This is a genomic window from Streptomyces cucumeris, from assembly GCF_024295805.1.
GTDB classification, from domain to species: Bacteria; Actinomycetota; Actinomycetes; order Streptomycetales; family Streptomycetaceae; genus Streptomyces; species Streptomyces cucumeris.
The window spans coordinates 158546-181067 of sequence record NZ_JANCLX010000010.1; the positions used below are offsets into that span (position 1 = coordinate 158546).

18 protein-coding genes and 1 pseudogene are annotated in these 22522 nt (G+C 72.9%); 14 read left to right on the forward strand and 5 right to left on the reverse strand.

Going from position 1 to position 22522, the window contains the following annotated elements:
* Positions 1-16 precede the first annotated feature (16 nt).
* Together NMK44_RS17605 and NMK44_RS17610 are read right to left on the reverse strand one after the other, a co-directional pair.
* Complete coding sequence (locus NMK44_RS17605) at positions 17-2266, reverse strand: molybdopterin oxidoreductase family protein (protein WP_254744075.1); 2250 nt, start codon at positions 2264-2266, stop codon at positions 17-19.
* Between the two features lie 124 nt (positions 2267-2390).
* Positions 2391-3050 (reverse strand): TetR/AcrR family transcriptional regulator, encoded by a 660-nt coding sequence (locus NMK44_RS17610; RefSeq protein WP_254744077.1) that lies wholly within the window; start codon positions 3048-3050, stop codon positions 2391-2393.
* 76 nt (positions 3051-3126) lie between these two features.
* Here NMK44_RS17610 and hmgA point away from each other — a divergent pair, with 76 nt between their 5' ends.
* From hmgA to NMK44_RS17625, 3 genes are all read left to right on the forward strand, one after another.
* Complete coding sequence (hmgA, locus tag NMK44_RS17615) at positions 3127-4464, forward strand: homogentisate 1,2-dioxygenase (protein ID WP_254744079.1); 1338 nt, start codon at positions 3127-3129, stop codon at positions 4462-4464.
* 115 nt (positions 4465-4579) lie between these two features.
* Positions 4580-5329 carry a GntR family transcriptional regulator gene (locus NMK44_RS17620; protein ID WP_254744265.1) on the forward strand — a complete coding sequence of 250 codons (750 nt, stop codon included), beginning with the start codon at positions 4580-4582 and terminating at the stop codon, positions 5327-5329.
* 348 nt (positions 5330-5677) lie between these two features.
* Positions 5678-6904 carry a type ISP restriction/modification enzyme gene (locus NMK44_RS17625; RefSeq protein ID WP_254744081.1) on the forward strand — a complete coding sequence of 409 codons (1227 nt, stop codon included), beginning with the start codon at positions 5678-5680 and terminating at the stop codon, positions 6902-6904.
* 89 nt (positions 6905-6993) lie between these two features.
* Here NMK44_RS17625 and NMK44_RS17630 read toward each other — a convergent pair whose 3' ends face one another.
* Positions 6994-7716 (reverse strand): TetR/AcrR family transcriptional regulator, encoded by a 723-nt coding sequence (locus tag NMK44_RS17630; RefSeq protein WP_254744083.1) that lies wholly within the window; start codon positions 7714-7716, stop codon positions 6994-6996.
* 64 nt (positions 7717-7780) lie between these two features.
* On the opposite strand from NMK44_RS17630, the gene NMK44_RS17635 reads away from it, so the two are divergent.
* Positions 7781-8758 carry an ATP-binding cassette domain-containing protein gene (locus NMK44_RS17635; protein ID WP_254744085.1) on the forward strand — a complete coding sequence of 326 codons (978 nt, stop codon included), beginning with the start codon at positions 7781-7783 and terminating at the stop codon, positions 8756-8758.
* A complete protein-coding gene (locus NMK44_RS17640) occupies positions 8755-9555 on the forward strand; it encodes an ABC transporter permease (protein ID WP_254744087.1) in 801 nt (266 codons plus the stop codon). Before NMK44_RS17635 ends, NMK44_RS17640 begins: the two co-directional genes overlap by 4 nt.
* A gap of 148 nt (positions 9556-9703) precedes the next feature.
* Here the strand turns inward: NMK44_RS17640 and NMK44_RS17645 are convergent, their stop codons facing one another.
* Complete coding sequence (locus NMK44_RS17645) at positions 9704-9967, reverse strand: hypothetical protein (protein ID WP_254744089.1); 264 nt, start codon at positions 9965-9967, stop codon at positions 9704-9706.
* A gap of 223 nt (positions 9968-10190) precedes the next feature.
* On the opposite strand from NMK44_RS17645, the gene NMK44_RS17650 reads away from it, so the two are divergent.
* The 4 genes from NMK44_RS17650 to NMK44_RS17665 all read left to right on the forward strand — a co-directional run bounded on the left by NMK44_RS17650 (position 10191) and on the right by NMK44_RS17665 (position 16539).
* Positions 10191-11699: a DUF4331 domain-containing protein gene (locus tag NMK44_RS17650; RefSeq protein WP_254744091.1), complete on the forward strand. Its 1509-nt coding sequence runs from the start codon at positions 10191-10193 to the stop codon at positions 11697-11699.
* 231 nt (positions 11700-11930) lie between these two features.
* Positions 11931-13283 carry a tetratricopeptide repeat protein gene (locus NMK44_RS17655; protein WP_254744093.1) on the forward strand — a complete coding sequence of 451 codons (1353 nt, stop codon included), beginning with the start codon at positions 11931-11933 and terminating at the stop codon, positions 13281-13283.
* The gene (locus tag NMK44_RS17660) at positions 13280-14842 is read left to right on the forward strand and encodes an urease accessory protein UreH domain-containing protein (RefSeq protein ID WP_254744095.1); all 1563 of its coding nucleotides are present in this window, start codon (positions 13280-13282) and stop codon (positions 14840-14842) included. Before NMK44_RS17655 ends, NMK44_RS17660 begins: the two co-directional genes overlap by 4 nt.
* A gap of 44 nt (positions 14843-14886) precedes the next feature.
* On the forward strand, positions 14887-16539 hold the full coding sequence (locus NMK44_RS17665; protein WP_254744097.1) for a serine/threonine-protein kinase: 1653 nt from the start codon (positions 14887-14889) through the stop codon (positions 16537-16539).
* Between the two features lie 6 nt (positions 16540-16545).
* Here the strand turns inward: NMK44_RS17665 and NMK44_RS17670 are convergent, their stop codons facing one another.
* The gene (locus tag NMK44_RS17670) at positions 16546-17352 is read right to left on the reverse strand and encodes an SGNH/GDSL hydrolase family protein (RefSeq protein ID WP_254744099.1); all 807 of its coding nucleotides are present in this window, start codon (positions 17350-17352) and stop codon (positions 16546-16548) included.
* A 365-nt stretch (positions 17353-17717) separates the two neighbouring features.
* On the opposite strand from NMK44_RS17670, the gene NMK44_RS17675 reads away from it, so the two are divergent.
* The 5 genes and pseudogenes from NMK44_RS17675 to NMK44_RS17695 all read left to right on the forward strand — a co-directional run bounded on the left by NMK44_RS17675 (position 17718) and on the right by NMK44_RS17695 (position 22521).
* Positions 17718-18128, forward strand: a complete 411-nt coding sequence (locus NMK44_RS17675) for a hypothetical protein (RefSeq protein ID WP_254744101.1) — start codon at positions 17718-17720, stop codon at positions 18126-18128.
* Between the two features lie 3 nt (positions 18129-18131).
* Positions 18132-19226 (forward strand): GNAT family N-acetyltransferase, encoded by a 1095-nt coding sequence (locus tag NMK44_RS17680; RefSeq protein WP_254744102.1) that lies wholly within the window; start codon positions 18132-18134, stop codon positions 19224-19226.
* A 375-nt stretch (positions 19227-19601) separates the two neighbouring features.
* The gene (locus NMK44_RS17685; RefSeq protein ID WP_254744103.1) at positions 19602-20414 is read left to right on the forward strand and encodes a glycosyltransferase family 2 protein; all 813 of its coding nucleotides are present in this window, start codon (positions 19602-19604) and stop codon (positions 20412-20414) included.
* Positions 20411-21421: pseudogene (locus tag NMK44_RS17690) on the forward strand (glycosyltransferase family 2 protein); the annotation flags it as partial. The gene NMK44_RS17685 and the pseudogene NMK44_RS17690, both read left to right, overlap by 4 nt.
* A gap of 308 nt (positions 21422-21729) precedes the next feature.
* Positions 21730-22521 (forward strand): polysaccharide deacetylase family protein, encoded by a 792-nt coding sequence (locus NMK44_RS17695; protein ID WP_254744104.1) that lies wholly within the window; start codon positions 21730-21732, stop codon positions 22519-22521.
* Position 22522 lies beyond the last annotated feature (1 nt).

Genomic DNA, 22522 nt, shown 5'->3' on the forward strand with positions numbered 1-22522 from the left:
AGCGCAAAACCCCTGGTCAGTCGGGTACGGGCAGTGCGGGCTCGGCGACGGGGTCCACCTGCACCGGGAAGCCGTTCAGCACCGCGGTGCCCGACAGCGGATCCAGCCGCGTGCCGTCGACGAGCTGGTTGGCGTTGGCCCCGGGGTGGGCCCCGGCCACCGACATCCGGGTGCCGGGACGGCCGTGGCCCCAGCCGTGCGGCAGGCTCACCACTCCGGTGCGCATCGCGTCCGTCACCTCCACCGGCACCTGGATCTCGCCGCCGTCACCCTTGACCCGGGCGAGCCCGCCGTCGGCCAGACCCAGCCGGGCGGCATCCTCGGGGTGCACCTGGAGGGTGCAGCGGTTGCTGCCGCCCACCAGCGACGGGACGTTGTGCATCCAGCTGTTGTTGGAACGCAGGTGGCGGCGGCCGATCAGGACAAGACCGGTGGGCCGGTCGGCCAGCGCACGCCGCAGCCGGTCCACATCGCGCACGATCGGCTCCGGGCACAGCTCGACGGTGCCGCTGCGGGTCCGCAGCAGGGCGGGCAGCCGCGGGCGCAGCGGGCCGAGGTCGATCCCATGCGGCCGGTCGAGCAGGCTCTCCAGGGTCAGCCCGTCGGGGTCGGCACCGAAGCCGTCGCCGTACGGGCCGAGCCGCAGCATCATGTCCAACCGCCGCTCCGGTCCGGTGCCGCCGGTGAGCAGTGCGGCCAGTTCGGCGGTCGTACGGCCGTGCACCGGGGACCCGGGGTCGGCCACGGCCTTGCCGAGCGCGGCCTCGATCGCCATGGCGTCCACCATGGCCGGATCGGCGCCGCCGCGTCCGCTCGCGCACAGCACCAGCCGGGCCAGGATGTCGGTCTCGCTCATCCGGTCCGGGTCGAGCGGGACCGCGGGGCGGGAGTAGCGGACCTGGTTGCGCACGGCCAGGTAGTTGAAGGTGAAGTCGAAGTGCGGGCTCTGGCTGGGCGGGGGCGGCGGCAGTACGACATGGGCGTGGCGCGCTGTCTCGTTGAGGTACGGATCCACGCTGACCATGAAGTCCAGCCCGGCCAGCGCCCGTTCCAGCCGGTCGCCATCGGGCGCGGACAGCACGGGGTTGGCGGCGACGGTCAGCAGCGCCCGGATCTGCCCGTCCCCCGGGGTCTCGATCTCCTCGGCGAGGGCGACCGAGGGCAGTTCGCCCTTGACCTCCGGATGGCCGCTGACCCTGCTGTGCCAGCGGCCCAGCGCGAACCCCTTGCCGGGGCGCGGGGCGCGCTCCCGGCGCCCGGTGGCGGCGAGCGGGAACATCATCCCGCCGGGGCGGTCCAGGTTCCCGGTGAGCGCGTTGACCACGTCCACCAGCCAGCTCGTGAGGGTGCCGAACTCCACGGTGGTGGAGCCCATCCGCCCGTACACCACGCCCTTCGGCGCCGCGGCCAGCTCCCGGGCGAGGGTGCGGATCTCCTCGGCGGACACATCACAGGCACCGGCCACCGCCTCCGGCGGGAAGTCCGCGGCCAGCCGCCGGACCTCGGCCACTCCGGTGAGCTGGGCGTCCAGGTCCCCGGTCGCCACCAGGTCCTCGTCGAAGAGCACCCGCACCATGGCGAAGAGCAGCAGGGCATCGGCACCGGGACGTATCGCCACATGCCGGTCGGCCATCCTCGCGGTACGGGTGCGCCGGGGGTCGACCACGATCAGCTTGCCGCCGCGCCGCCGCAGCGCCCGCAGCCGGCCGGGGAAGTCGGGGGCGGTGCACAGGCTGCCGTTGGAGTCCATCGGGTTGGCGCCGATCACCAGCAGATGGTCGGTGCGGTCCACATCGGGCACCGGCAGCGCGTTGGCGTCCCCGTAGAGCAGTCCGCTGGAGACATGCTTGGGCATCTGGTCGAGGGTGCTGGCGGTGAAGACGTTGGGGGTGCCGAGCGCGCCGAGCAGCAGTGCGGGGTAGAGCCCTCCGGCCACCGTATGGACATTGGGGTTGCCGAGCACCACCCCGGCCGACCGGCCGCCGTGCTCACGCAGCACCGGCCACAGCCCGGCCTCGACGGCGGCGAACGCCTCGTCCCAGTCGGCCTCCTGAAGCCGCCCCGCACGCCGGACCAGCGGCCGCCGCAGCCGGTCGGGGTCGCCGTCCAGCTCACCGAAGGACGCACCCTTGGGGCAGATGAACCCCTGGCTGAACACGTCCTCGGCATCGCCGCGCGCCCGGGTGACCCGACCCTCCTCGATGGTCAGCGTCAGCCCGCAGGTGGCCTCGCAGAGCGGGCAGATACGGAGGGCCGTGCGGCTCATGAGTGCTCCCTACGTCGCGGACCGGCGTGGCCCGGCTCGGCCGAGGCACTCACCATACCGACTGGTACGCATGCTGGGGAGGCGCCGGAGTGAACTCTTCCCGCCGACGGCCGGGACGGCGGTTTCAGTCCAGGACGCGGGCCAGATAGGCGCGCAGCAGCTCCTTGGTCTCCGCGACGATCGCCGGATCCCCCTCGGGGTCGGTCCGGAACGCCAGCCGCAGCAGGGCGTCGGCCGTCTCGACCGCCAGCAGGAAGGCGATCCGCAGCCGCTCCCCGGCCTCGCCCTCGCCGTCGGCCCCTTCGGCCCCCTCGCTGCGCAGCCGGTCGGCGAGCAGCGCGAGCAGCCGGTCCGCGACCAGGTGGTTGGGCTGTTCCACCCGCCCGGTGGCCGGGACCGGTATCCCGAACTCGATGAGCGCGAAGCCGGGCGCTCCGCGCTTCATCGCCAGGTACTCGTCCACGACGATGTCCATCGCCTGGCGCCAGCCGCCGTCCTGGCCGGGCTCCGCCAGCCGGCGGGTGACCCGCTCGGCGTACTCGTCGAGATTGCGGTGGGCCAGGGCCTCGGCCATGGCGCGCTTGTCGGAGAAGAAGCGGTAGACCGAGCCGATGGGGACGCCGGCGCGCTCGGCCACCGCACGGGTGCTCAAGCGCTCGTAGCTGACCTCGTCGAGCAGTTCGGCACAGGCATCGAGGATCCGGCCGAGGCGTTCGGCGCTGCGGCGCTGAACCGGATGGCGGCGGAGGGGCGGTAGAGGCACGCCACCATCCTGCCCGATCATTGACGGAGCCGGTCTTCGATTCCTATCGTATGACATAGGAATCATTGGGCGGCGAGGCGAGCTTCGGGAGCGCACGATGGACAACGGCACCGGGATCGAGCAGGCACGGAAGACGGCCGAAGGGCTGGCCTACTCCTCCGGATTCGGCAATGAACACAGCAGCGAGGCCGTGCCCGGGGCGCTGCCCATCGGGCGCAACTCCCCGCAGCGCGCACCGCTGGGGCTGTACGCGGAGCAGCTCAGCGGCACCGCGTTCACCGAGCCGCGGGCCCACAACCGCCGTTCCTGGCTGTACCGGATCCGCCCCTCGGCGGCCCATCCGCCGTTCACCCGCATCGACAACGGCGGGCTGCGCGGAGCGCCGTTCACCGAGACCGTCCCGGACCCCAACCGGCTGCGCTGGGACCCGCTGCCGGAGCCGCCCGCGGGCACCGACTTCCTGTCCGGACTGTGGACCCTCGGCGGCAACGGGGACGCCACCCAGCGCGTCGGGATGGCCATCCACCTCTACGCGGCCAACGCGTCCATGACCGACCGGGTGTTCAGCGACGCCGACGGCGAACTGCTGATCGTGCCCGAGCGCGGCGGGCTGCTGCTGCGCACCGAGTTCGGGCTGCTGCGCGCCGAACCGGGACATATGGCGCTGATCCCGCGCGGGGTGCGGTTCCGGGTGGAGCTGCTGGACGCCACCGCGCGCGGCTACGTCTGCGAGAACTACGGCAGTCCGTTCGTCCTCCCCGACCTCGGCCCGATCGGCGCCAACGGACTGGCCAACGCACGGGACTTCATGGCTCCGGTGGCGGCCTACGAGGACGTCGAGGGACCGGTGCGGGTGGTCAACAAGTTCTGCGGCAACCTCTGGGCCGCGACCTACGACCACTCCCCGCTGGACGTCGTCGCCTGGCACGGCAACCATGTGCCGTACGTCTACGACATGCGCCGGTTCAACGTGATCGGCACCATCAGCTACGACCACCCGGACCCGTCCATCTTCACCGTGCTCACCTCGCCGTCGGACACCCCGGGGCTCGCGGGCGTGGACTTCGTGGTCTTCGCGCCGCGCTGGCTGGTGGGCGAGGACACCTTCCGGCCGCCGTACTTCCACCGCAATGTGATGAGCGAGTACATGGGGCTGATCGAGGGCGCGTACGACGCCAAGACCGCGGGCCCCGGAGGGTTCGTCCCCGGCGGTGGCTCCCTGCACAACATGATGTCGGCGCACGGCCCGGACCACGAGACCTTCGAGCGGGCCAGCGAGGCCGAGCTGGCGCCGCGCAAGGTGGACGACGGGCTGGCCTTCATGTTCGAGACGCGCTGGCCGGTCACCGCCACCCCGCAGGCGATGGCGGCGGACCACCTCCAGACGGGCTACGACGAGGTGTGGCAGGGTCTGGAACGTCACTTCCGCCCGTGACACCGTCGCGTCACGGCACCGTGGCGTCACGGCACCATGGCGTCATGACGCCCTTCCGCCCGCTCCCTCCCACCGCAGGAACGTGACCGTGACCGCCACCGGAGACCGCGCCCCCGTGACCACCTTCGCCCCCGACTCCGTGGCCCTGAACCGCAAGCTGCCGCTGTGGTACCAGGTCTCGCAGTCGCTGCGCGCCTCGATACTCGGCCGGGGGCCGCACGATCCGCTGCGGCTGCCGACCGAGGACCGGCTCGCCGAGCACTACGGCGTCAGCGTGCTCACCATGCGGCAGGCGCTCAAGGAGCTCGAGGCGGAGGGGCTCATCAGCCGCCACCGGCGGCGCGGCACCTTCATCGAGCCGAGCGCGCGGCGCGGTTCCCCGGTGCGGCTGCTGGGTTCGGTCGACGCGATCGTGGCCCAGCAGTCCGGTGAGCTGACGACGGTGCTCGGCCACGGTTCGGCGGCGGTCCCGGCGGAGCTGGCGGAGTACTTCCCCGGTCTGGACGAGGCGGCCGGATACCGGCGGCTGCGCCGCGACGGAGGGAGCGGCGAACCGACCAACTGGGCGGAGAACCTGGTCCGTCCCGATCTCGCCGACCGCATCGACCTCGCCGACCTGGAACGCTGGCCGATGACGAAGGTGCTGCGGGACGTGGTCGGCGTGCGCATCAGCCGGATCACCGACACGGTCGAGGCGCGGCTGGCCGACCCGGAGACCTCCCGCCTCCTCCAGGTCCCCCTGCTCAGCCCGATCCTGCACTACACGGGGGTGACGTACGACGACGACGGCCGGGTGGTGGACGTGGCACGGATCCACTACCGGGGGGACCGGTTCTCGTTCACGGTGACCCTCGAGGCGGAGTGACCGCCGTCGGCCGAGTGGTTCGTCAGCGGACGCGCACGCACGCCGCGCTGTGGACGGCGGCGCCGGGCGCTCGCCGCGGCGGCGGCGACATCGCAACGAGCCCGGCCGAGGTGGCCACCCGACGACCACCGCCGACGGCGGGTACGACGACCGTTCCACCGGGACACGCCCCCACGGCGCAGCGGGCGCCTGGACCGCGCCGCCGGGGCGACCTCACCGCCGACGGCTGGTGCCCCGGCTCCCCTGGGGCGCGTTCCGCGCCGCGTGCGGCGGGAGGATGCGCGCCGGGCGCGTGGCATGCCGTGGTCGACGGTCGGCGTGGTCGCCTCCGGCCGGTGGGTGGATAGCATGCCGGGCGTGGGAGAACGGGACGTACCGCTGCTGGCGGACCTCATGCCGTGGTCCGTGGGGCCGCTGCGGCTGGGGCGGGCCTGGGTGGTCGCACCCGACGCCGCCTCGCTCACCGCGCGGTGGGAGCGCCTGGTGGCCACCGGGGACGAGGCGGGACGCGCCGCGCTGTTCCGGCCCTCGCGCGCACGGACGCTGCACACCTCCGTGGCCCAGCTTCCCGGCCAACGGACCTCCACCGCCCGGCTGGTACGGGCCGACGGCCCGTGTCCCGAGCCCGTGCGGATGGGGTGCGGACCGTTCGACCAGCAGTGGCTGATACCGGACCACCGGCTCATCGACGCCGCGCGGCCCGAGCTGTGGCGGGTCGCCGACGACCGGCAGATCCACGTCGTGGAAGCGGGGGCGGGGCCGGGGGCCGGGGCCGGTGACGAGCCCGTGCTCACCTTCTCCGCACCGCTGCCGGACGGCTGGTCCGCCGCGGGCCGTCCCGGCCGGATCCGTCCGCTGTACCGGCGCCCCGGCGGACTGGAGCCCAATGTCGCTCCCGGGCTGCTGGACCACCTCGGCGGCCGCCTCGGCCGGGCCGTCCCCGCGGAGGACCTGCTCGCCTGGACCGCCGCCGTGGCGCACGCCACCCCCTGCGCCGTACCGCTGACGGCCGATCCGGAGGTGTGGGCGCAGGGCGTGGAGCTGGGGCGCCGGGTGCTGTGGCTCCATACGCGCGGGGCGCACAGTGGTGAGCGCCCGCGGATGCCGGGCGGCCAGCGCCCGTACGTCCGCGCCGCGCTGCCCGCGCGCGGTCTGCCCGACTCGCTGGACTACGACCCCGAGGCGGGGGCGCTGCACCTGGGCGAGGGCCGGATCTCCCCGGTGCCGCGGGGCGCATGGGAGTTCCACGCACAGGGGGTGCGGGTGCTGGAGAGCTGGTTCGAGCGGCGTACGGCCCGGGGTGAACCGGGGACGCTGGAGGCCGTGGTTCCGGCGGTCTGGCCATCGGCCTGGACCTCCGAACTGCTGGAGCTGATCACCGTGCTGGCGCTGCTCGCCGAACTCCGTCCGCGCCACCGCGAGCTGGCCGCCCGGCTGAGGGACGGCGCGCCACTGATCACCGCGGCGGAGCTGCGGGCGGCGGGCGTCCTGCCGGTGCCCGCCGCATGCCGCCGTCCGGCCTCGGTGCTCGACCACCACGAGGAGGGCCCGGAGGGCCAGTTCGCCCTGCTCTGAGCCCCCGCGACCGGGGCGGGGCCGCGAACCGCGGCCCTCGGTGCCGCCGGCCCGCACATCCCTCCCTGGCGCACGGGTCGGCGACCCCCTCAGCAGGCGGCCGCGTACCCGGCCAGGACCCGCCGCAGAAGGCGGTCGAAGGTCTCGTCCGGGTCCCCCGCCGCCGGGGCGGCGGCGAAGGTGCGCGAGAGGTGGGGGTAGTCGCCGCCCGCGACGATCCGCGCGAGGTAGGCGGTCTGGGCCGCCTGACGCTGTTCGGCGGTGGAATCCGAGGCGCTCCGGGCCCGTGCGGCGGCCAGCTCGGAGGTGACGTACGAGATCACCGTGCCGTTGACCATCGCGATCAGCTCGACCTTGAGGCCGGGGTCGAGCCCCGAACCGTCCAGCGCGGCCAGGCAGAACTCCATGTACCGGAGCTGGTTGGGGCCCAGGGCACCGGTCGGCAGGACGGCGGCGGGCAGCCAGGGGTGACGGTGCATCAGGGCGCGGCCCTGGCGCGCGAGGCCGAGCACATCGGCCCGCCAGTCCCCCGACGGCCGCTCGGGCAGCGCGTACTCACCACAGACCCGGTCCACCATCAGGTCGACCAGGTCCTCTTTCCGCGGCACATAGTTGTAGAGCGACATCGTGCCGCAGCCGACGGCCGTCGCCACCCGGCGCATGGAGACCGCGTCCATACCCGCCTCGTCCGCGATCCGCACCGCCGCGTCGGCGATGTCGTCACGGGTGTACGCGGGGCGCGGACCGCGACCGGCGCGCTCGGGGAGCGCCCAGATCACCTCCGGCCCGGCCGTCCGGCCGCTGGCTGCCATGGATCATCACCTCGCCCACCATCCTAGTTACGTACAGCGTACGTAGTGAGCTACAGTGAGCGGTATGGAAACTACGTACGCTGTACTTAGTGAGGGCCTGTGCAAACGCTACGGCGAGGTGCACGCCCTGCGCGGACTCGACCTCGCCGTCCCGGCCGGCACCGTCTGCGGTCTGCTCGGCCCCAACGGCGCGGGCAAGACCACCGCGGTGCGGATCCTGACCACCCTCGGCGCCCCGGACTCCGGCACCGCGCGCGTCGCGGGCCACGATGTCGTCAGGGACCCACGGGCGGTGCGCGGACGGATCGCGGTCACCGGTCAGGACGCCTCGGTGGACGCGGATCTGACGGGCCGGGAGAACCTGCGGCTGTTCGCCCGGCTGCGGCGGCTGCGCGGAGCCGCCGCCGGGAAGCGCGCGGACGCCCTGCTGGAGCGGTTCGAGCTGACGGAGGCGGCCGACCGCCCCGCCCGCACCTACTCCGGCGGTATGCGCCGCCGGCTGGACCTCGCGGCCTGTCTGCTGACCGCACCGGAGGTGCTCTTCCTCGATGAACCGACCACCGGCCTGGACCCGCGCAGCCGGGGCGGGATCTGGGACAGCGTCCGCGAACTGGCCCGGGCGGGCACCACGGTGCTGCTGACCACCCAGTACCTGGAGGAGGCCGACCGGCTGGCCGACGACATCGTGGTGATCGACCGGGGCCGGACCGTGGCCACCGGTACGCCCGAGGAGCTGAAGACCACCATCGGCCAGCACATCGAGGTCGTGGTCGCGGACGCGGAGGCCGTCACCGGCGCGGCCGTGGTCCTGGGCAATCTGACCGGATCGGCGCCGGAGCTGGACGCCGAACACCGCACCGTGGGCGCGGCGTCGGGCGATCCCGCCCTCACCCTGCCCCGGGTGGTCCGGGAGCTGGACGCGGCCGGAGTGCCCCTGGTGGACGCCTCGGTGCGGCGGCCCACCCTGGACGAGGTCTTCCTCCGGCTCACCCACGGCGCCACGAACGCAGAGACCACCGCCCCCGAGGAGGCCACCGTATGAGCGACACCACGCTGCGCTGGGCCGCGCGCGACACCGCGGCCATGCTGGGCCGTCAGCTCACCCGGCTGCGCAACGCCCCGGCGCTGTTCACCATCACCCTGGTGGCGCCGCTGATGATGCTGGTCCTCTTCGGCTACGTCTTCGGCAGCGCGATTCAGGTGCCCGGCTCGGGCGACTACCGCGAGTACCTGGTACCGGGGCTGTTCGTCTCGATCGCGGCGGGCGGCATCCTGACCGGGATGATCGGCACCGCGCAGGACATGCAGCGCGGGGTCATGGACCGCTTCCGCACCCTGCCGATGAGCCGGGCCGCCGTACCGCTGGGGCAGGCCGCCTCGGAGGTGCTGATCGCCGCGGTGGGGCTGGTGCCGCTGGCGCTGCTCGGGCTCGCCGTGGGGTGGCGGGTACGGGGTGGAGTGGGCGCCGCGCTCGGGGCGTTCGGACTGCTGCTGCTGTTCCGTCTGGCGACCGCCTGGATCGGCCAGTACCTGGGGATGGTGGTGGGCAAGGAGGAGGCCGCGGGCCAGCTCTCCAGCCTCACCTTCTCGCTGCCGATGGTGTCCAACACCTATGTGCCGACCGACGGGATGCCCGGCTGGCTGCGCTGGGTGGCCGACTGGAACCCGATCAGCGCGGTGGTGGCGGCCTGTCGTGATCTCTTCGGGAACGCGGCGGCGGACCCGGACGCGGCCTGGCCGCTCGCTCACCCGGTGGCGGCGTCGATCGGCTGGTCACTGCTGTTGGTGGCGGTGTTCATGCCGCTCACCGTCCGCCGCTACACACGCGGCGGACGGTGAACCGGAGCGTCATCTCTGGTCGGCATCCCGGAACGGCCCGGGTGTGCGGTGCCTCAGGGCACCGCCACACCGGCTGGAGCGGGCCGGGGTGTCCCCGTGCCTGCCCGGGACGCCGTCGACGAACCTCGGAACCGGCGGACCGGGCGGGTCAGCCGTGGTTGCCGAAGAGCGAGCGGCGCAGCCGGCGCAGCGGCGCGAACAGCGAGACGCGTGCGCCCCGGCTGTTCTTCGCGCGCACGTGGTCGCGCGCGGTCAGCTCCTGCATCAGCACCGTCGCCCCCTCGGCCTCCCGCCGCGGGACGGCGGGGCCGCCCATCACCGCGAGATGGCGTTCGAGGCGCGCACTGGACGCACCGCTCCCGCAATTGATCGCAGGCACTCGTGGCCTGCTCCGTACCGTTATCTGCTCCATGACACTCCCCACCCGTACGAGGGCACCCGCCCCGGGCAGAGTAACCCTACCTCCCCGAGCCGTCACCCACGTATCCCAGGTTCCGGATTCACCACCACGTCAAGGGTGTTGACGGTAACTGTCACACGCGGACAAATTGCGGGACGGACCAAGCCATCGGCCCGTCAGTCCCGAACTGCTGCTTGAAGGTATGCCCCGACAAGCGTGCGAAGGAACCGACAGGATGACCGCATTCACCAGGAGCTTGGGCGCGCTGGTCAGCTGCGCACTGGCCGCGGGCGGCCTCACGGCCGCCGGTGTGGCCGCGCTCCGGCCGGAGACGGCACAGGCGTCCAGCCACCGCGAGGCACCGCTGATCTCCGGTCAGCCGCAGTACGACACCACGGACGTGTACGCGTTCGTCAGCCCCGACAAGCCGGACACGACCACCATGGTGGTCAACATGCTGCCGTTCGAGGACCCGGCGGGCGGCCCGAACTTCTACAAGTTCGCCCATGACGCCCGCTACGACCTGCATGTGGACAACGACGGGGACGGCCAGGGCGATCTGCTGTTCCGGTGGACCTTCAAGGACCACCTGCGCAACGGAGACACCTTCCTCTACAACACCGGTCCGGTGACCTCCCTGGAGGACCAGGACCTGAACTTCTTCCAGACCTACGACATCGAGCTGATCCACCTCAAGGACCAGCACGCCGTCTCCCGGGAGAAGATCGCGAAGAACCAGCTGGTCGCCCCGTCCAATGTCGGCAAGGCGTCCATGCCCAAGTACCAGACCCTGCGCGACCAGGCGGTCTACCAGCTGCCCGGCGGCGGCTCGACGTTCGCGGGCCAGGCCGACGACCCGTTCTTCCTCGATCTGCGCGTCTTCGACCTGCTGTACGGCGGCGACATGTCCGAGGTGGGACAGGACAGTCTGAAGGGTTACAACGTCCAGAGCCTCGCGCTCCAGCTCCCCACCAAGACCCTGACGGAGTCCGAGGGCCAGCCGGTGGTCGGGCTGTGGTCCACCACCCACCGCAAGACGGCGAACGGCGACTGGGCGCAGGTCTCCCGGCTGGGCAGTCCGCTGGTGAACGAAGTGGTCATCCCGCGCAAGGACAAGGACAAGTTCAACGCCTCGGCGCCCTGGGACGACGGGCAGTTCCTGAAGTTCGTCCAGGATCCGGAGCTGGCCCGGCTGGTGGAGCAGATCTACAAGATCAAGGCACCGGCGACGCCCCGTGACGACCTGGTGCAGGTCTTCCTCACCGGTGTGCCCAAGCTGAACCAGCCGCCGGGTGTGCGCCCCGCCGAGATGCTCCGCCTCAACACCTCGATCAAGCCCACCGCCAGCCCCAAACGCCTCGGTGTGCTCGACGGTGACAACGCCGGGTTCCCCAACGGACGGCGGCTGACCGACGATGTGCTGGACATCTCGCTCCAGGCCGTGGAGGGCGAACTCCTCGGCAAGAAGAACGACCTGGGCGACGCGGTGGACGAGAACGACCAGAAGTTCGGCGGCTCCTTCCCGTACCTGGCGATCCCCAACTCCGGTTCGGACGCCACCGCGGCCAAGAAGAGCGCCGGGGACTCGCTGCTCAACGGCGGCGACGGCGTCAGCCCGTCCTCGGACGACAACATGCTGCTGGCCGGGTCCGCGGCGGCCGGTGGCGGCACCGTACTGCTGCTGACCCTGGGCTTCGTCTGGTGGCGTTCGCACCGCCGGCCGGCGCGCGTCCGCAGGCACTGACGGCCGGCGTCCCCCACCGGTCCCTCCCCCCCCCGCGGGGGGGCCCCCCCCCGCCCGCGCCGGGCGCGGGCCGCCCCCCCCCCGCCGCCCGGCCCCCCCCCCCCCCCCCCCCGGGCCCCCCCCCGGGGGGCGCCCCCCCCCCCCCCGGGGGGGGCCGGCCCCCGCCCCCGCCCGCCCCTCCTCCTCTACGTCCCGCCCCGGCGTCCGTTCCGGCGAAAGGCAACAGTCACCATGGCTCTTCGGCCACTCCTCCCCCACACGCCCCGCACCGCCGTGGCCGTGTGCGCGCTCGCGGTGGGTCTGACCGCCGCCTCGGTCGTGATCGACGGGCCGGGCGGATCCGGCGACGGGCCCTCCGCGACCCGTGACGCCCGGCCCGCCGCGGCCCGGCTCGAGCAGATCACCGCGGACGGCCTCCCCGGCCGGATCACCGCGCTCCAGGGCCATCTGCGCACCGAGCCGAAGGACGCGGTCGGCTGGGCCCAGCTCGGCTCCGCCTATGTCGAACAGGCCCGTGGCACCGGCGACCCCACCCGCTATCCGCAGGCGCAGAAGGCGTTCGCCCGCTCCCTGGCCGTCCAGCCGCGCGACAACGACGTCGCGCTCGCCGGACGTGCCTCGCTCGCCGCCGCCCGCCATGACTTCCACGACGCCCTGCGCGACGCCGACAAGGCGCTGGAGGTGAACTCCTACAGCCAGGGCGCGATGGCGGTCCGTGTCGACGCCCTGGTCGAACTGGGCCGCTACCGGGACGCCCAGCGGGCCGCGGAGCGCGCCGACGCCACCCGCCCCGGTATCCCCGTCTTCACCCGGCTCGCCTACGTCCTGGAGCTGCGCGGCGAACCGGACAAGGCGCGGAAGGTGCTGCTGCGCGCCGAGGACTCCGCGACCTCGCCCAGCGATATCGCCTACGTCTCCACCGCGCTCGGCCAGCTCGCCTGGAGCCAGGGCCGGTACGGGACCGCCCGGGACGCCTATGACACCGCGCTGAAGGCCGTCCCCGGCTATCTGCCCGCGCTGGAGGGGCGGGGCCGCACCGCGACGGCGGACGGACGGCTGGACGCCGGGATCCGCGATCTGGAGAAGGTCGTCCGGCGCTTCCCGCTCCCCGCGGAGCTGGCGGCGCTCGGCGAGGCGTACGAAGCGCGCGGCGACCGCGCCCAGGGCCGCCGCCAGTACGCGGTGGTGGACACCTGGATCACCCTGGCGAAGGCCAACGGCGTGGCGACCGACCTCGACAGCGCGCTGGTCGCCGCCGACCACGGTGACGCCGGGGAGGCCCTGAAGGCCGCCCGCGCCGAATGGGACCGGCGGCGCACGGTGCACACCGCCGACGCCCTCGCATGGGCCCTGCACCGCACCGGTGACCACAAGAAGGCCCTGGGGTACGCCGAACGCGCCGCCGAACCCGGCTACCGCAACGCGGCGTTCCTCTACCACCGGGGCATGATCGAGAAGTCGCTCGGCGAGAAGGCCGCGGCCCGCCGCCACCTCCGCGCGGCGCTCGACCTCAACCCGGGCTTCTCCCCCACCGCCTCCCGTACCGCGAAGGCGGCGCTGAAGACGCTGGACGGTGACCGATGAGGCTCCGCTACCGCGTCCGCCGCCTGGTGGCCGCCGCGGGTGTGCTGACGGGCGCCGCGGCGCTGGTCGTACTGCCCGCGGGGAGCGCGTCGGCGCATCCGCTCGGCAACTTCACCGTCAACCGCTACGACGGGCTGGTGGTCGCTCCCGGTCAGCTCCGGATCGACCATGTCGAGGACCTGGCCGAGATCCCCTCCTCCCAGGCGGAACCGGAGATCGACCGCGACGGCGACGGTGCCCTCTCGGGGCGTGAGGTGAACACCTGGGCCGCGCGCCGTTGCGCAAGCGCCGCGCGCGGGGCGCGACTGACCGTGGACGAGCGCGCGGTGCCGGTACGCGCCGCGCACACCGCCGGTCACATCCGAAAGGGTCAGGCGGGACTGCCGACCCTGCGTGTCGAATGCCGTCTGACCGCCGCCCTGGCGCGCGGGGAGCGGGCGGCCGTCTCGTACCGGCCGAAGGACATCGGCACCGGCCCCGGCTGGCGGGAGATGACGGCCCGGGGCGACCGGATGACGCTCTCCGGCTCCGATGTGCCGCAGAAGTCCGCCTCGCGGCGGCTGACCGGTTATCCCGGGGACCAGCTCTCCTCACCCCCCGACCAGCGCTCGGCGAGCCTGCGGGCGCGGCCCGGCGGCCCCGCGCTCGCCGCCGCGCCCGAGGCCGAGGAGCGGAAGGGAGTGGCGTCGGGGTTGCTGCCGCGCGGTGTCGACCGCTGGACCGAGGCGCTGACCTCGATGGTGGCGCGGCATGACATCACCTTCGGCTTCGCGCTGACCGCGTTCGCCACCGCCGTACTACTGGGCGCGATGCACGCGCTGGCCCCCGGGCACGGCAAGACGATGATGGCCGCGGCCGCCGCGGCCGGCGGGCGCAGCGCGCTGCGCGACATGGTGGCGCTGGGCGCGTCGGTGACGATCACCCACACCATGGGGGTGTTCGCGCTGGGGCTGCTGGTCACGGCCGGTTCGGCGGCGGCGCCCTCGGTGATCTCCTGGCTGGGCATCGCGAGCGGGGTGCTGGTCTCGGCGGCCGGGGCACGGCTGCTGCACAAGGCGCTGCGCCGACGGCGCCAGTCGAGCCATCAGCACCAGCACCAGCACCACACGCATGACCACGCGCACGATCACGACCACGGGCACAGTCACACCCACACCCACACCCATGACCACGGTGACGGGCACAGCCACACCCATGAGGTGCGGCCCACCCTCCGCGGCACCCTGCTGCTCGGCTTCGCCGGGGGGCTCGTCCCCAGCCCCTCCGCCGTCATCGTGCTGGTGGGCGCGGCGGCCCTGGGGCAGGCGTGGTTCGGCTTCCTGCTGGTGCTGGCGTACGGGCTCGGCCTGGCGCTGACCCTGACGCTCGCCGGGTTCACGGTGGTGCGGCTCGGCCACCGGGCCGCGGAGCGGCTGAGGGCGCGCCGCGCGGCGGCCACGGGCCGTGGTCACCGGCTGCTGGCGGCGCTCCACCGCGCCTCGCCGGTGGGCACGGCCACCGTGGTGCTCGTCCTCGGATGCGGATTGGTGCTCAGGGGGGCGGCAACTACGCTCGGTTGAGGTACATTCACCCCGAATTGCTCGGTTGGGGGGAGGACTCGGCCATGGGCGACGAGGGCGCGGGGCGGCGGGGCGAGCGGGTGGCCGGGGGGCGTTACCGCCTTCTGGACGTGCTGGGCCACGGCGGAATGGGTGTGGTGTGGCGGGCGCACGACGAGGCGCTCGGCCGCGAGGTCGCCATCAAGGAGGTCCGCGCCCCGGCCGGGCTCGGCGACCGTGACATCGGGCGGCTGTACGCCCGGCTGGAGCGCGAGGGCCGGGCGGCCGCGCGGGTCTCGCACCGCAATGTGGTCACCGTCCATGATGTGGCGCTGGAGGACGGCCGCCCCTGGATCGTGATGGAGCTGGTGCGCGGACTGTCGTTGGCGGAGGTCCTGGACGCGGAGGGCCATCTGCCGCCCGCGCGGGCGGCGTTCATCGGTGCCGAGGTGCTGACCGCGCTGCGGGCGGCCCATGCGGTCGGGGTGCTGCACCGGGACGTCAAGCCCGGCAACGTACTGATCGCCAACGACGGCCGGGTGGTGCTCACCGACTTCGGCATCGCGGCGGTCGAGGGAGACGCGGCGACGCTGACGCTGACCGGGGAACTGGTGGGCTCGCCGGAGTTCCTGGCGCCCGAGCGGGCCCTCGGCGAACCGCCGGGCCCCGGCGCCGATCTGTGGTCGCTGGGCGTGCTGCTGTACGCGGCGGTCGAGGGGGTCTCGCCGTTCCGCCAGGACACCCCGTTGAGCACCCTGCGGGCGGTGGTGGACGCGTCGTTGCCGGAGCCGCGCCGCGCGGGTCCGCTCACCCCCGTTCTGGAGGGGCTGCTGCACAAGGATCCGGGGCGGCGGCTCGCGGCGGCGGAGGCGGAGCGGCTGCTGCGGCTGGTGGCGGCGGGCGGTACGCCCCGGCCCTCGTCCGGCCCGGTGTCGGTGCCCGTTTCCGCGCCCGTACCGGCGTCGGCGGGCTCCGACCCGGACGGCCCGGACACCGCGCCGTTCCGCCTCGCCTCCGTCAAGCCCTCCGCGCCCGTCCCGCCGCCGCGGTCCGATGACGCGCCGCGGCCGGACCACCGGTCGCGGGGCGCGGCGGCCGCGCTGGTGGTGGGGGCGCTGCTGGCCGGGGTGGCGCTGGGCGGGGTGACCTGGGCGCTGCTGGACGACGGCGGGGGCGACGGGGGCACCACACCCAGCGGCGGCGGGAGTTCGCACAGCACGGCCCCGGCCGCTCAGGACCCGGACCGTCCCGCGTCCGATGACGACGCGGGGAAGGAAGCCACGGCCTCGCGTCCGGCGGACGGCGCCTCGTCCACGGAGCGGCCGTCGCTGACCATCACGATCATCGTGAAGGCGGCGCGCGGCAGTTACCAGGGGGCGTGTCCGCCGCCGGAGGGCGAGGCGCCCTCCTTCACCGCGACCGTGACGGTGAACCGCGCGCCCACGACCGTGGAGTACCGCTGGATCACCGGAAGCGGTGAGGTGGCCGATCCGGGCTGGAAGAAGCTGGAGTTCACCGGTGGTGCGACGGGGTCGTCCCGGACGGTGCGCCATACGGAGGCGGCGCCCGGGGCCCGGAAGGACTGGATCGCGGTGGAGACCCGGGGCCAGGACGCGGTCACGTCCCGGAAGGTGTCGTTCACCGTGGTGTGCGAGGAGGCCCCGACGGACGGGGCCTCCTCTTCGGCCTCCGCGTCACCCTCGTCCGAGGGTGGCTGAGAGGGATCAGACGGCCGCGGCGAAGGCGGGGAGGTAACCGCCGGAGTGTCCGGCGGCGTTGGGGTGGTACGAGTCGTCGATGGGCCAGGTGAGGCTGTTCAGCCAGGCGCTGCCGGAGCAGATCTCATGGCCGGAGAAGCGGCTGGTGACATCGGCGAAGCTGTAGCCGTGGTCGGCGGCGCGCTTGGCGGTGATGGAGTTGAGGAGGTCGGCCGCCCCGTTGATGGCGGAGCGCTCGGCCTCGGTCAGCCCCAGGATGCAGGAGCCGTTGAGCTTGTAGAAGCGCGGGTAGCCCAGGACGACCACGTGGGCGGAGGGGGACTTGGCGCTGATCGCGTTGTACACCTGGTCCAGCCTGCCCGGCAGGGTGTTCTGGGCGAAGGTACGAGCGCTGGCGATCTTGCTGAGGCATGCGCTCTCGCCGGGCAGCACACAGGTGGTCATGACGTCGGCGAACCCGGCGTCATTGCCACCGATGCTGATGCTGACCAGGCCGGTGCCGGAGTTGAGCGGTCCGAGCTGGTTGTTGAGGACGTCGGCGGTCTTGGCACCGGAGCAGGCGGTGAAGTTGAAGCTGGAGGGGGAGTGAGAGGCGGCCCAGAGCGCGGGGTAGGCCTTGCTGCTGCGCTTGCAGCCGCCGCTGGAGCTGTCATAGCTGCCCGTGCCGACGCCGGATGAGTAGGAGTCACCCAGCGCCACATAGGCGGGGCCCGCGCTGTTCTCGCTCGCGTGGGCGGTGCCGGCCCCGGTGAGGGCGAGGACGGCGCTTACGGCGAACGCTCCAACGGCCGCCGTGAGTCTGGACAGTTTCATTCGATCTCCCTAGCAGGGTCTCTGCTGTGCCGATGTGAGGCGCGATCACCCCGGGCGGGGGCAAAAGCGTTCGAAACCGTCAGTCACGCCGCCCGCACATGTTTCGACGACATGACATGGCTATGTCATGCCGTCGAACGGGCCGATCCATGCGCGTAGTTGGCAAGATTCTTGCGGTCAGAAGGGGGGTTGACCCCGGGCGCCCCCAGGCGCACACCGGGCGCACACGGCGCACAGCACCTTGGTGAGTGCTCAACCATTCGCGCTCCCGTGGCGCGTTCGTACCTACTCTCCGTCTTGACGCGCCTCCGTTGAGTACGCGACATTGAAGCCCGGCATCCGGCGCTTCGGGGGGCAAGTCGCCAATGCAGACCATCACTGGCAAGAGACCGGTGGGTGCGGAGTACCTGCCGGTGATCGCAGGGGTTGTCGTGGGCATCGGAGGGGTGGGGGCCGCACTGGCGCTCGCCGATGTCGACTCGCCGCTGCGCGCGCCGTTCACGCTCTTCTTTCTCGTGGTGGCACCCGCGATGGCGGTGGGCGGCGCATTGCGCGGCCTTGACACCGTCGCCCGCTGCGTGCTGGCGGTCACGGGCGCGCTGGCGCTCGATCTGCTGGTCGCCCAGGCCATGCTCGCGCTGCACCTCTGGTCGGTGCGGGGCGGGGTGCTGGCGGTCGGGTGTCTGAGCCTGCTGATCCTCACCGGGACGCGGGTCGCCCGCCGGCCCCGGGGTGCGACGGGCCGGGCAGGCCGTACGACGAGAAGTCAGGAATGACACGTGGAGATCGGCGTATACCGCCCGGGTGAGCTGACGGCAGCCGACCGGGAGGCCTGGACCGCCCTGCAGTCGAAGGCCCATCTGCTCGGCTCACCGGAGCTGGCGAACCCCTTCCTGGCACCGGAGTTCACCCTCGCCGTCGGCCGCTGCCGCCGCGGTGTGCGGATCGCGGTGGTGCGCGAGGAGGGCGAGCCGGTGGCCTTCTTCCCCTTCCAGCGGACCCGGTTCGGGGTGGGACGGGCGATCGGCCTGGGCCTGTCGGACGCCCAGGGCGTGGTGCACCGCCCCGGCTTCCGGTGGGACCCGCGGGAGCTGATGCGGGCCTGCGGGCTGTCGCTGTGGGAGTTCGACCACCTGGTCGAGGGGCAGCGCCCGTTCACGGCGGGGGTCCGGGGCGAGTTCCCCTCCCCCGTGATCGACGTGGACCGGGGGTACGAGGCGTATCTCGCCGAACTGCGCTCCCGTTCACCGAAGTTCACCCGCTCCACCCTGGCCAAGGCCCGCAGACTGGACCGGGACCACGCCGAGGTGGTCTACGTCCACGACGAGCGCGACCCGGCCGTGCTGCGCACACTGATCGGCTGGAAGTCCGCGCAGTACCGCAGGACCGGGCGGAGCGACCGGTTCGCCCACCCCTGGATCGTCCGGCTGGTGCAGCAGTTGTTCCACACCCGCCGGGCCTCCTTCGAAGGGCTGCTCTCGGTGCTCTACGCGGACGGGAAACCGGTGGCCGCGCATTTCGGACTGCGTTCGGATCGGGTACTCGCCTGCTGGTTCCCGGCGTACGACCCGGCATATGCCAAATTCTCGCCCGGACTTGTGCTGCATCTGCGCATGGCGGAAGGTGCCGCTGGGCAGGGTGTCGCATATCTCGATCTGGGGCGCGGCGAGAAGGACTACAAGGACTCCCTGAAAACACGCGACCTCCGTGTGTCGGAAGGGTGGGTGGCGCGCCGTCACCCGGTGGCGTTCGGGCATCGGGCACACCGTGCCCCGGTGCGGGCGCTGCGCAATACGGTGCTCTCCCGGCCGGAGCTGTTCGGACCGGCCGACCGGTTGCTGAAGCAGGTGGGGGGCATCCGGTCGAAGAAATGAGGCACGAAATGATGAACAACATTCCCGAAGGAGGTGTCGGCACAACGGATATGCCCTAGAGTTTCGGCGTCAATACCGTCGTGGAAACACTCGCAGCGGAAACGGATCACCATATGAGGCGGCCCCTGGGGAGGGTCTGGCCGCCGCGGTGGTCCCCGGTGCGGGGCGCGGTAGGGGGGTGCCGCGATCGTCCGTCCCGGTGTGCGCCGGGGCGTGCCGAGTCGCGTGCCGCGAGGCCAGCAACACCAGCCAGCTTGCCCGGCCCGTAGAACAGTCCATGCTGTCATGGGCGGGTGAGGACCCCCCTTTCGAACCGGATACACCAAAGGACCGCCCGGGCGGACGGTCCACCGGACGAGAGGGAAATACAGACTCATGAGCTCCTTTGTGCGCCCGGCCGAATCGGATGTCGTTCCGTTGTCCGGACCGCATCGATACCGACCGGTTTCATCGCATCTCGCGATTGCGCCACCGGTGAGCGTCGTGATTCCCGCGATGAACGAGGCGGAGAATCTTCCCTACGTGTTCAAAACACTGCCCGACTGGATCCATGAAGTCGTCCTGGTGGATGGTAATTCCACCGATGACACGGTCCGGGTGGCCCGCGAACTGTGGCCGGACGTCAAAGTCGTGGCGCAGTCCGGAAAGGGCAAGGGAGATGCCCTCATCACCGGATTCGCGGCCTGCACCGGAGAGATCGTGGTGATGGTCGACGCCGACGGTTCGGCCGACGGTGCCGAGATCGTCAGCTATGTCTCGGCACTGGTCTCGGGCGCGGACTTCGCCAAGGGGTCCCGGTTCGCCAACGGCGGCGGCACCGACGACATGACGCCGATCCGCAAACTGGGCAACCGTGCGCTCACCGCCTTCGTCAACCGGAAGTTCGGCGCCCGCTACACCGATCTCTGCTACGGGTACAACGCCTTCTGGCGCAGTTGCCTCGATGAGATCGCGCTCGACTGCGCCGGGTTCGAGGTCGAGACGCTGATGAACATCCGCGTGGTGAAGGCGGGGCTGCGGGTCCAGGAGATCCCCAGCCATGAGTACGAGCGGATCCACGGTGTCAGCAATCTGCGGGCCGTCCGCGACGGGCTCCGGGTGCTCAAGGTGATCCTCGCCGAGCGCGGGGTCCGGCGGCCGCGCCGCCCGGCGATGGCCACCGCGGCGGTCCGGGGGGAGGTGTCTTGACGGTTCGCACACCACCGGTGCGGATCTCCGTGGTGATCTGCGTCTACACCGAGGACCGCTGGGACGACATCCTCGCCGCGGTGGCCTCGGTGCGGGACCAGTCCCTGCCCGCCCTGGAAACGCTCCTGGTGGTCGACCACAACCCGCGGCTGCTGCGGCGGCTCACGGACCACTACGGACGCGGTGGAGCGGACGGTGGCGGGCGGTCCGGCGGCGCGGACGCGGGGCAGGAGGTGCGGGTGCTCGCCAACGCGGGCCCCCGCGGCCTGTCCTCGGGCCGCAACACCGGGATCGCCGCGTCCGGCGGTGAGGTGATCGCCTTCCTCGACGACGACGCCGTCGCCGAGCGGGACTGGCTGCGCCACTTCGCCGCCGGGTACGACGATCCGCGGGTGATGGCGGTCGGCGGGCGTACGGTCCCCCGGTGGGCCTCGCGCCGCCGCCCGGTCTGGTTCCCGGAGGAGTTCGACTGGGTCGTCGGCTGTACGTACCGGGGGCTGCCGCCGGGCCGGGTCCGGGTGCGCAACGTCCTGGGCGGCAACGCCTCGTTCCGCAGGGAAGCGTTCGCCCTGGCCGGGGGATTCGCCACCGGAATCGGCCGGGACGGCGACAAGCGTCCGCTGGGCTGCGAGGAGACCGAGCTGTGCATCCGGCTCACCCGCGCCCGCCCGGACGCGGTGCTGCTGATCGACGACCGCGCGGTGATCCACCACAAGGTGCCCGCCGCGCGGGAGCGGTTCGCCTACTTCCGCAGCCGCGCCTACGCCGAGGGGCTCTCCAAGGCGCTGGTGGCCCGCAGTGTGGGGGCACAGGACGGGCTGTCGGCCGAGCGCCGCTACACCACGCGGGTGCTGCCCGCGGGGGTCGCCCGCGGGGTGCGGGACGCGCTGCTCGGCCGGGCGGGTGGGGCCGGCCGGGCGGCCGCCATCGTGGCGGGGGTGGCGGCGGCCACCGGTGGCTATGTGATCGGCAGCGCCCGTGCCCGCCGGGGCGGCGGCCCGCGCTTCACCATCCCCGCGGCGGCGGAGGGGGTGTCCGCCGCACCGGTGGGGTCGTACTCGGTACCGGAGAGCGGCCCCGCGGCGGCGGGCGCCACACCCCCCGCCGCGCGGGAGGCCCACACCACCTTCGCGGGACGACCCGCCACGCCGGAAGTCACGTCCGCCGGTCCGGACCGCGCACTCGCCATGCCGGAGAACACCGCCTCCGCACCGGGCGACACGGCTGCCGCAGCCAGGGGCGGGGCCGCCGCGCGGGAGGGGACGGACGGGGTGTCCGGCGGCGGGCGCCCGGAGTCCCGGGGCGAGGGGGCGGCATGAGCGGCCGCGGGCCGGTGCCCATCCTCATGTACCACGCGGTGGCCCACTCCCCCGCGCGGGCCACCCACGGGCTCTCCGTCGCACCGGGTGCGTTCGCCGAGCAGATGGATCTGCTCGGCAGACACGGCTTCACCCCGTTGACCTGCGAACGGCTGGCCGCCGCCTGGCGCGGGCGCGGCCCGCTGCCACCGAACCCGGTGCTGATCACCTTCGACGACGGCTACGAGGGCGTGCACCGCTACGCCCTCCCCGCCCTCGCCCACCACGGTTTCCCGGCCACGCTGTTCGCCTCCACCGGCTGGCTGCGCGGCCGCTACGAGACCGAGGGCGCGCTCGACCTGATGCTGGACTGGTCGCAGGTGCGGGAACTGGCCGCGGCCGGGGTGGAGATCGGCGGCCACAGCCACACCCACCCCCAGCTGGACCAGCTCTCCGATGCCCGGCTGTGGTTCGAGGTGACCCGCTGCCGGGAGATCATCGCCGCCGAACTGGGCCGCGTGCCGGTGTCGTTCGCCTATCCGTACGGCTACTCCAGCCGCCGGGTGCGACACGCGGTGCGCTCGGCCGGGTTCGGGGTGTCCCTCGCGGTGGGGAACGCGCTGGCGACCCGGCGCCAGGGGCCGTACGCCCTGCGCCGCGTCACGGTGCGCCGCACCACCCGCATCGAGGAGTTCCAGCAGCTCGTCAGCGGCCGGGCACTCGGCCGCCACTTCGCCGGGGACCGGGCCCTGACCAAGGGATACGCACTGGTCCGCAGATCACGTCAGGTACTCGGAAAGGTGACGTAAG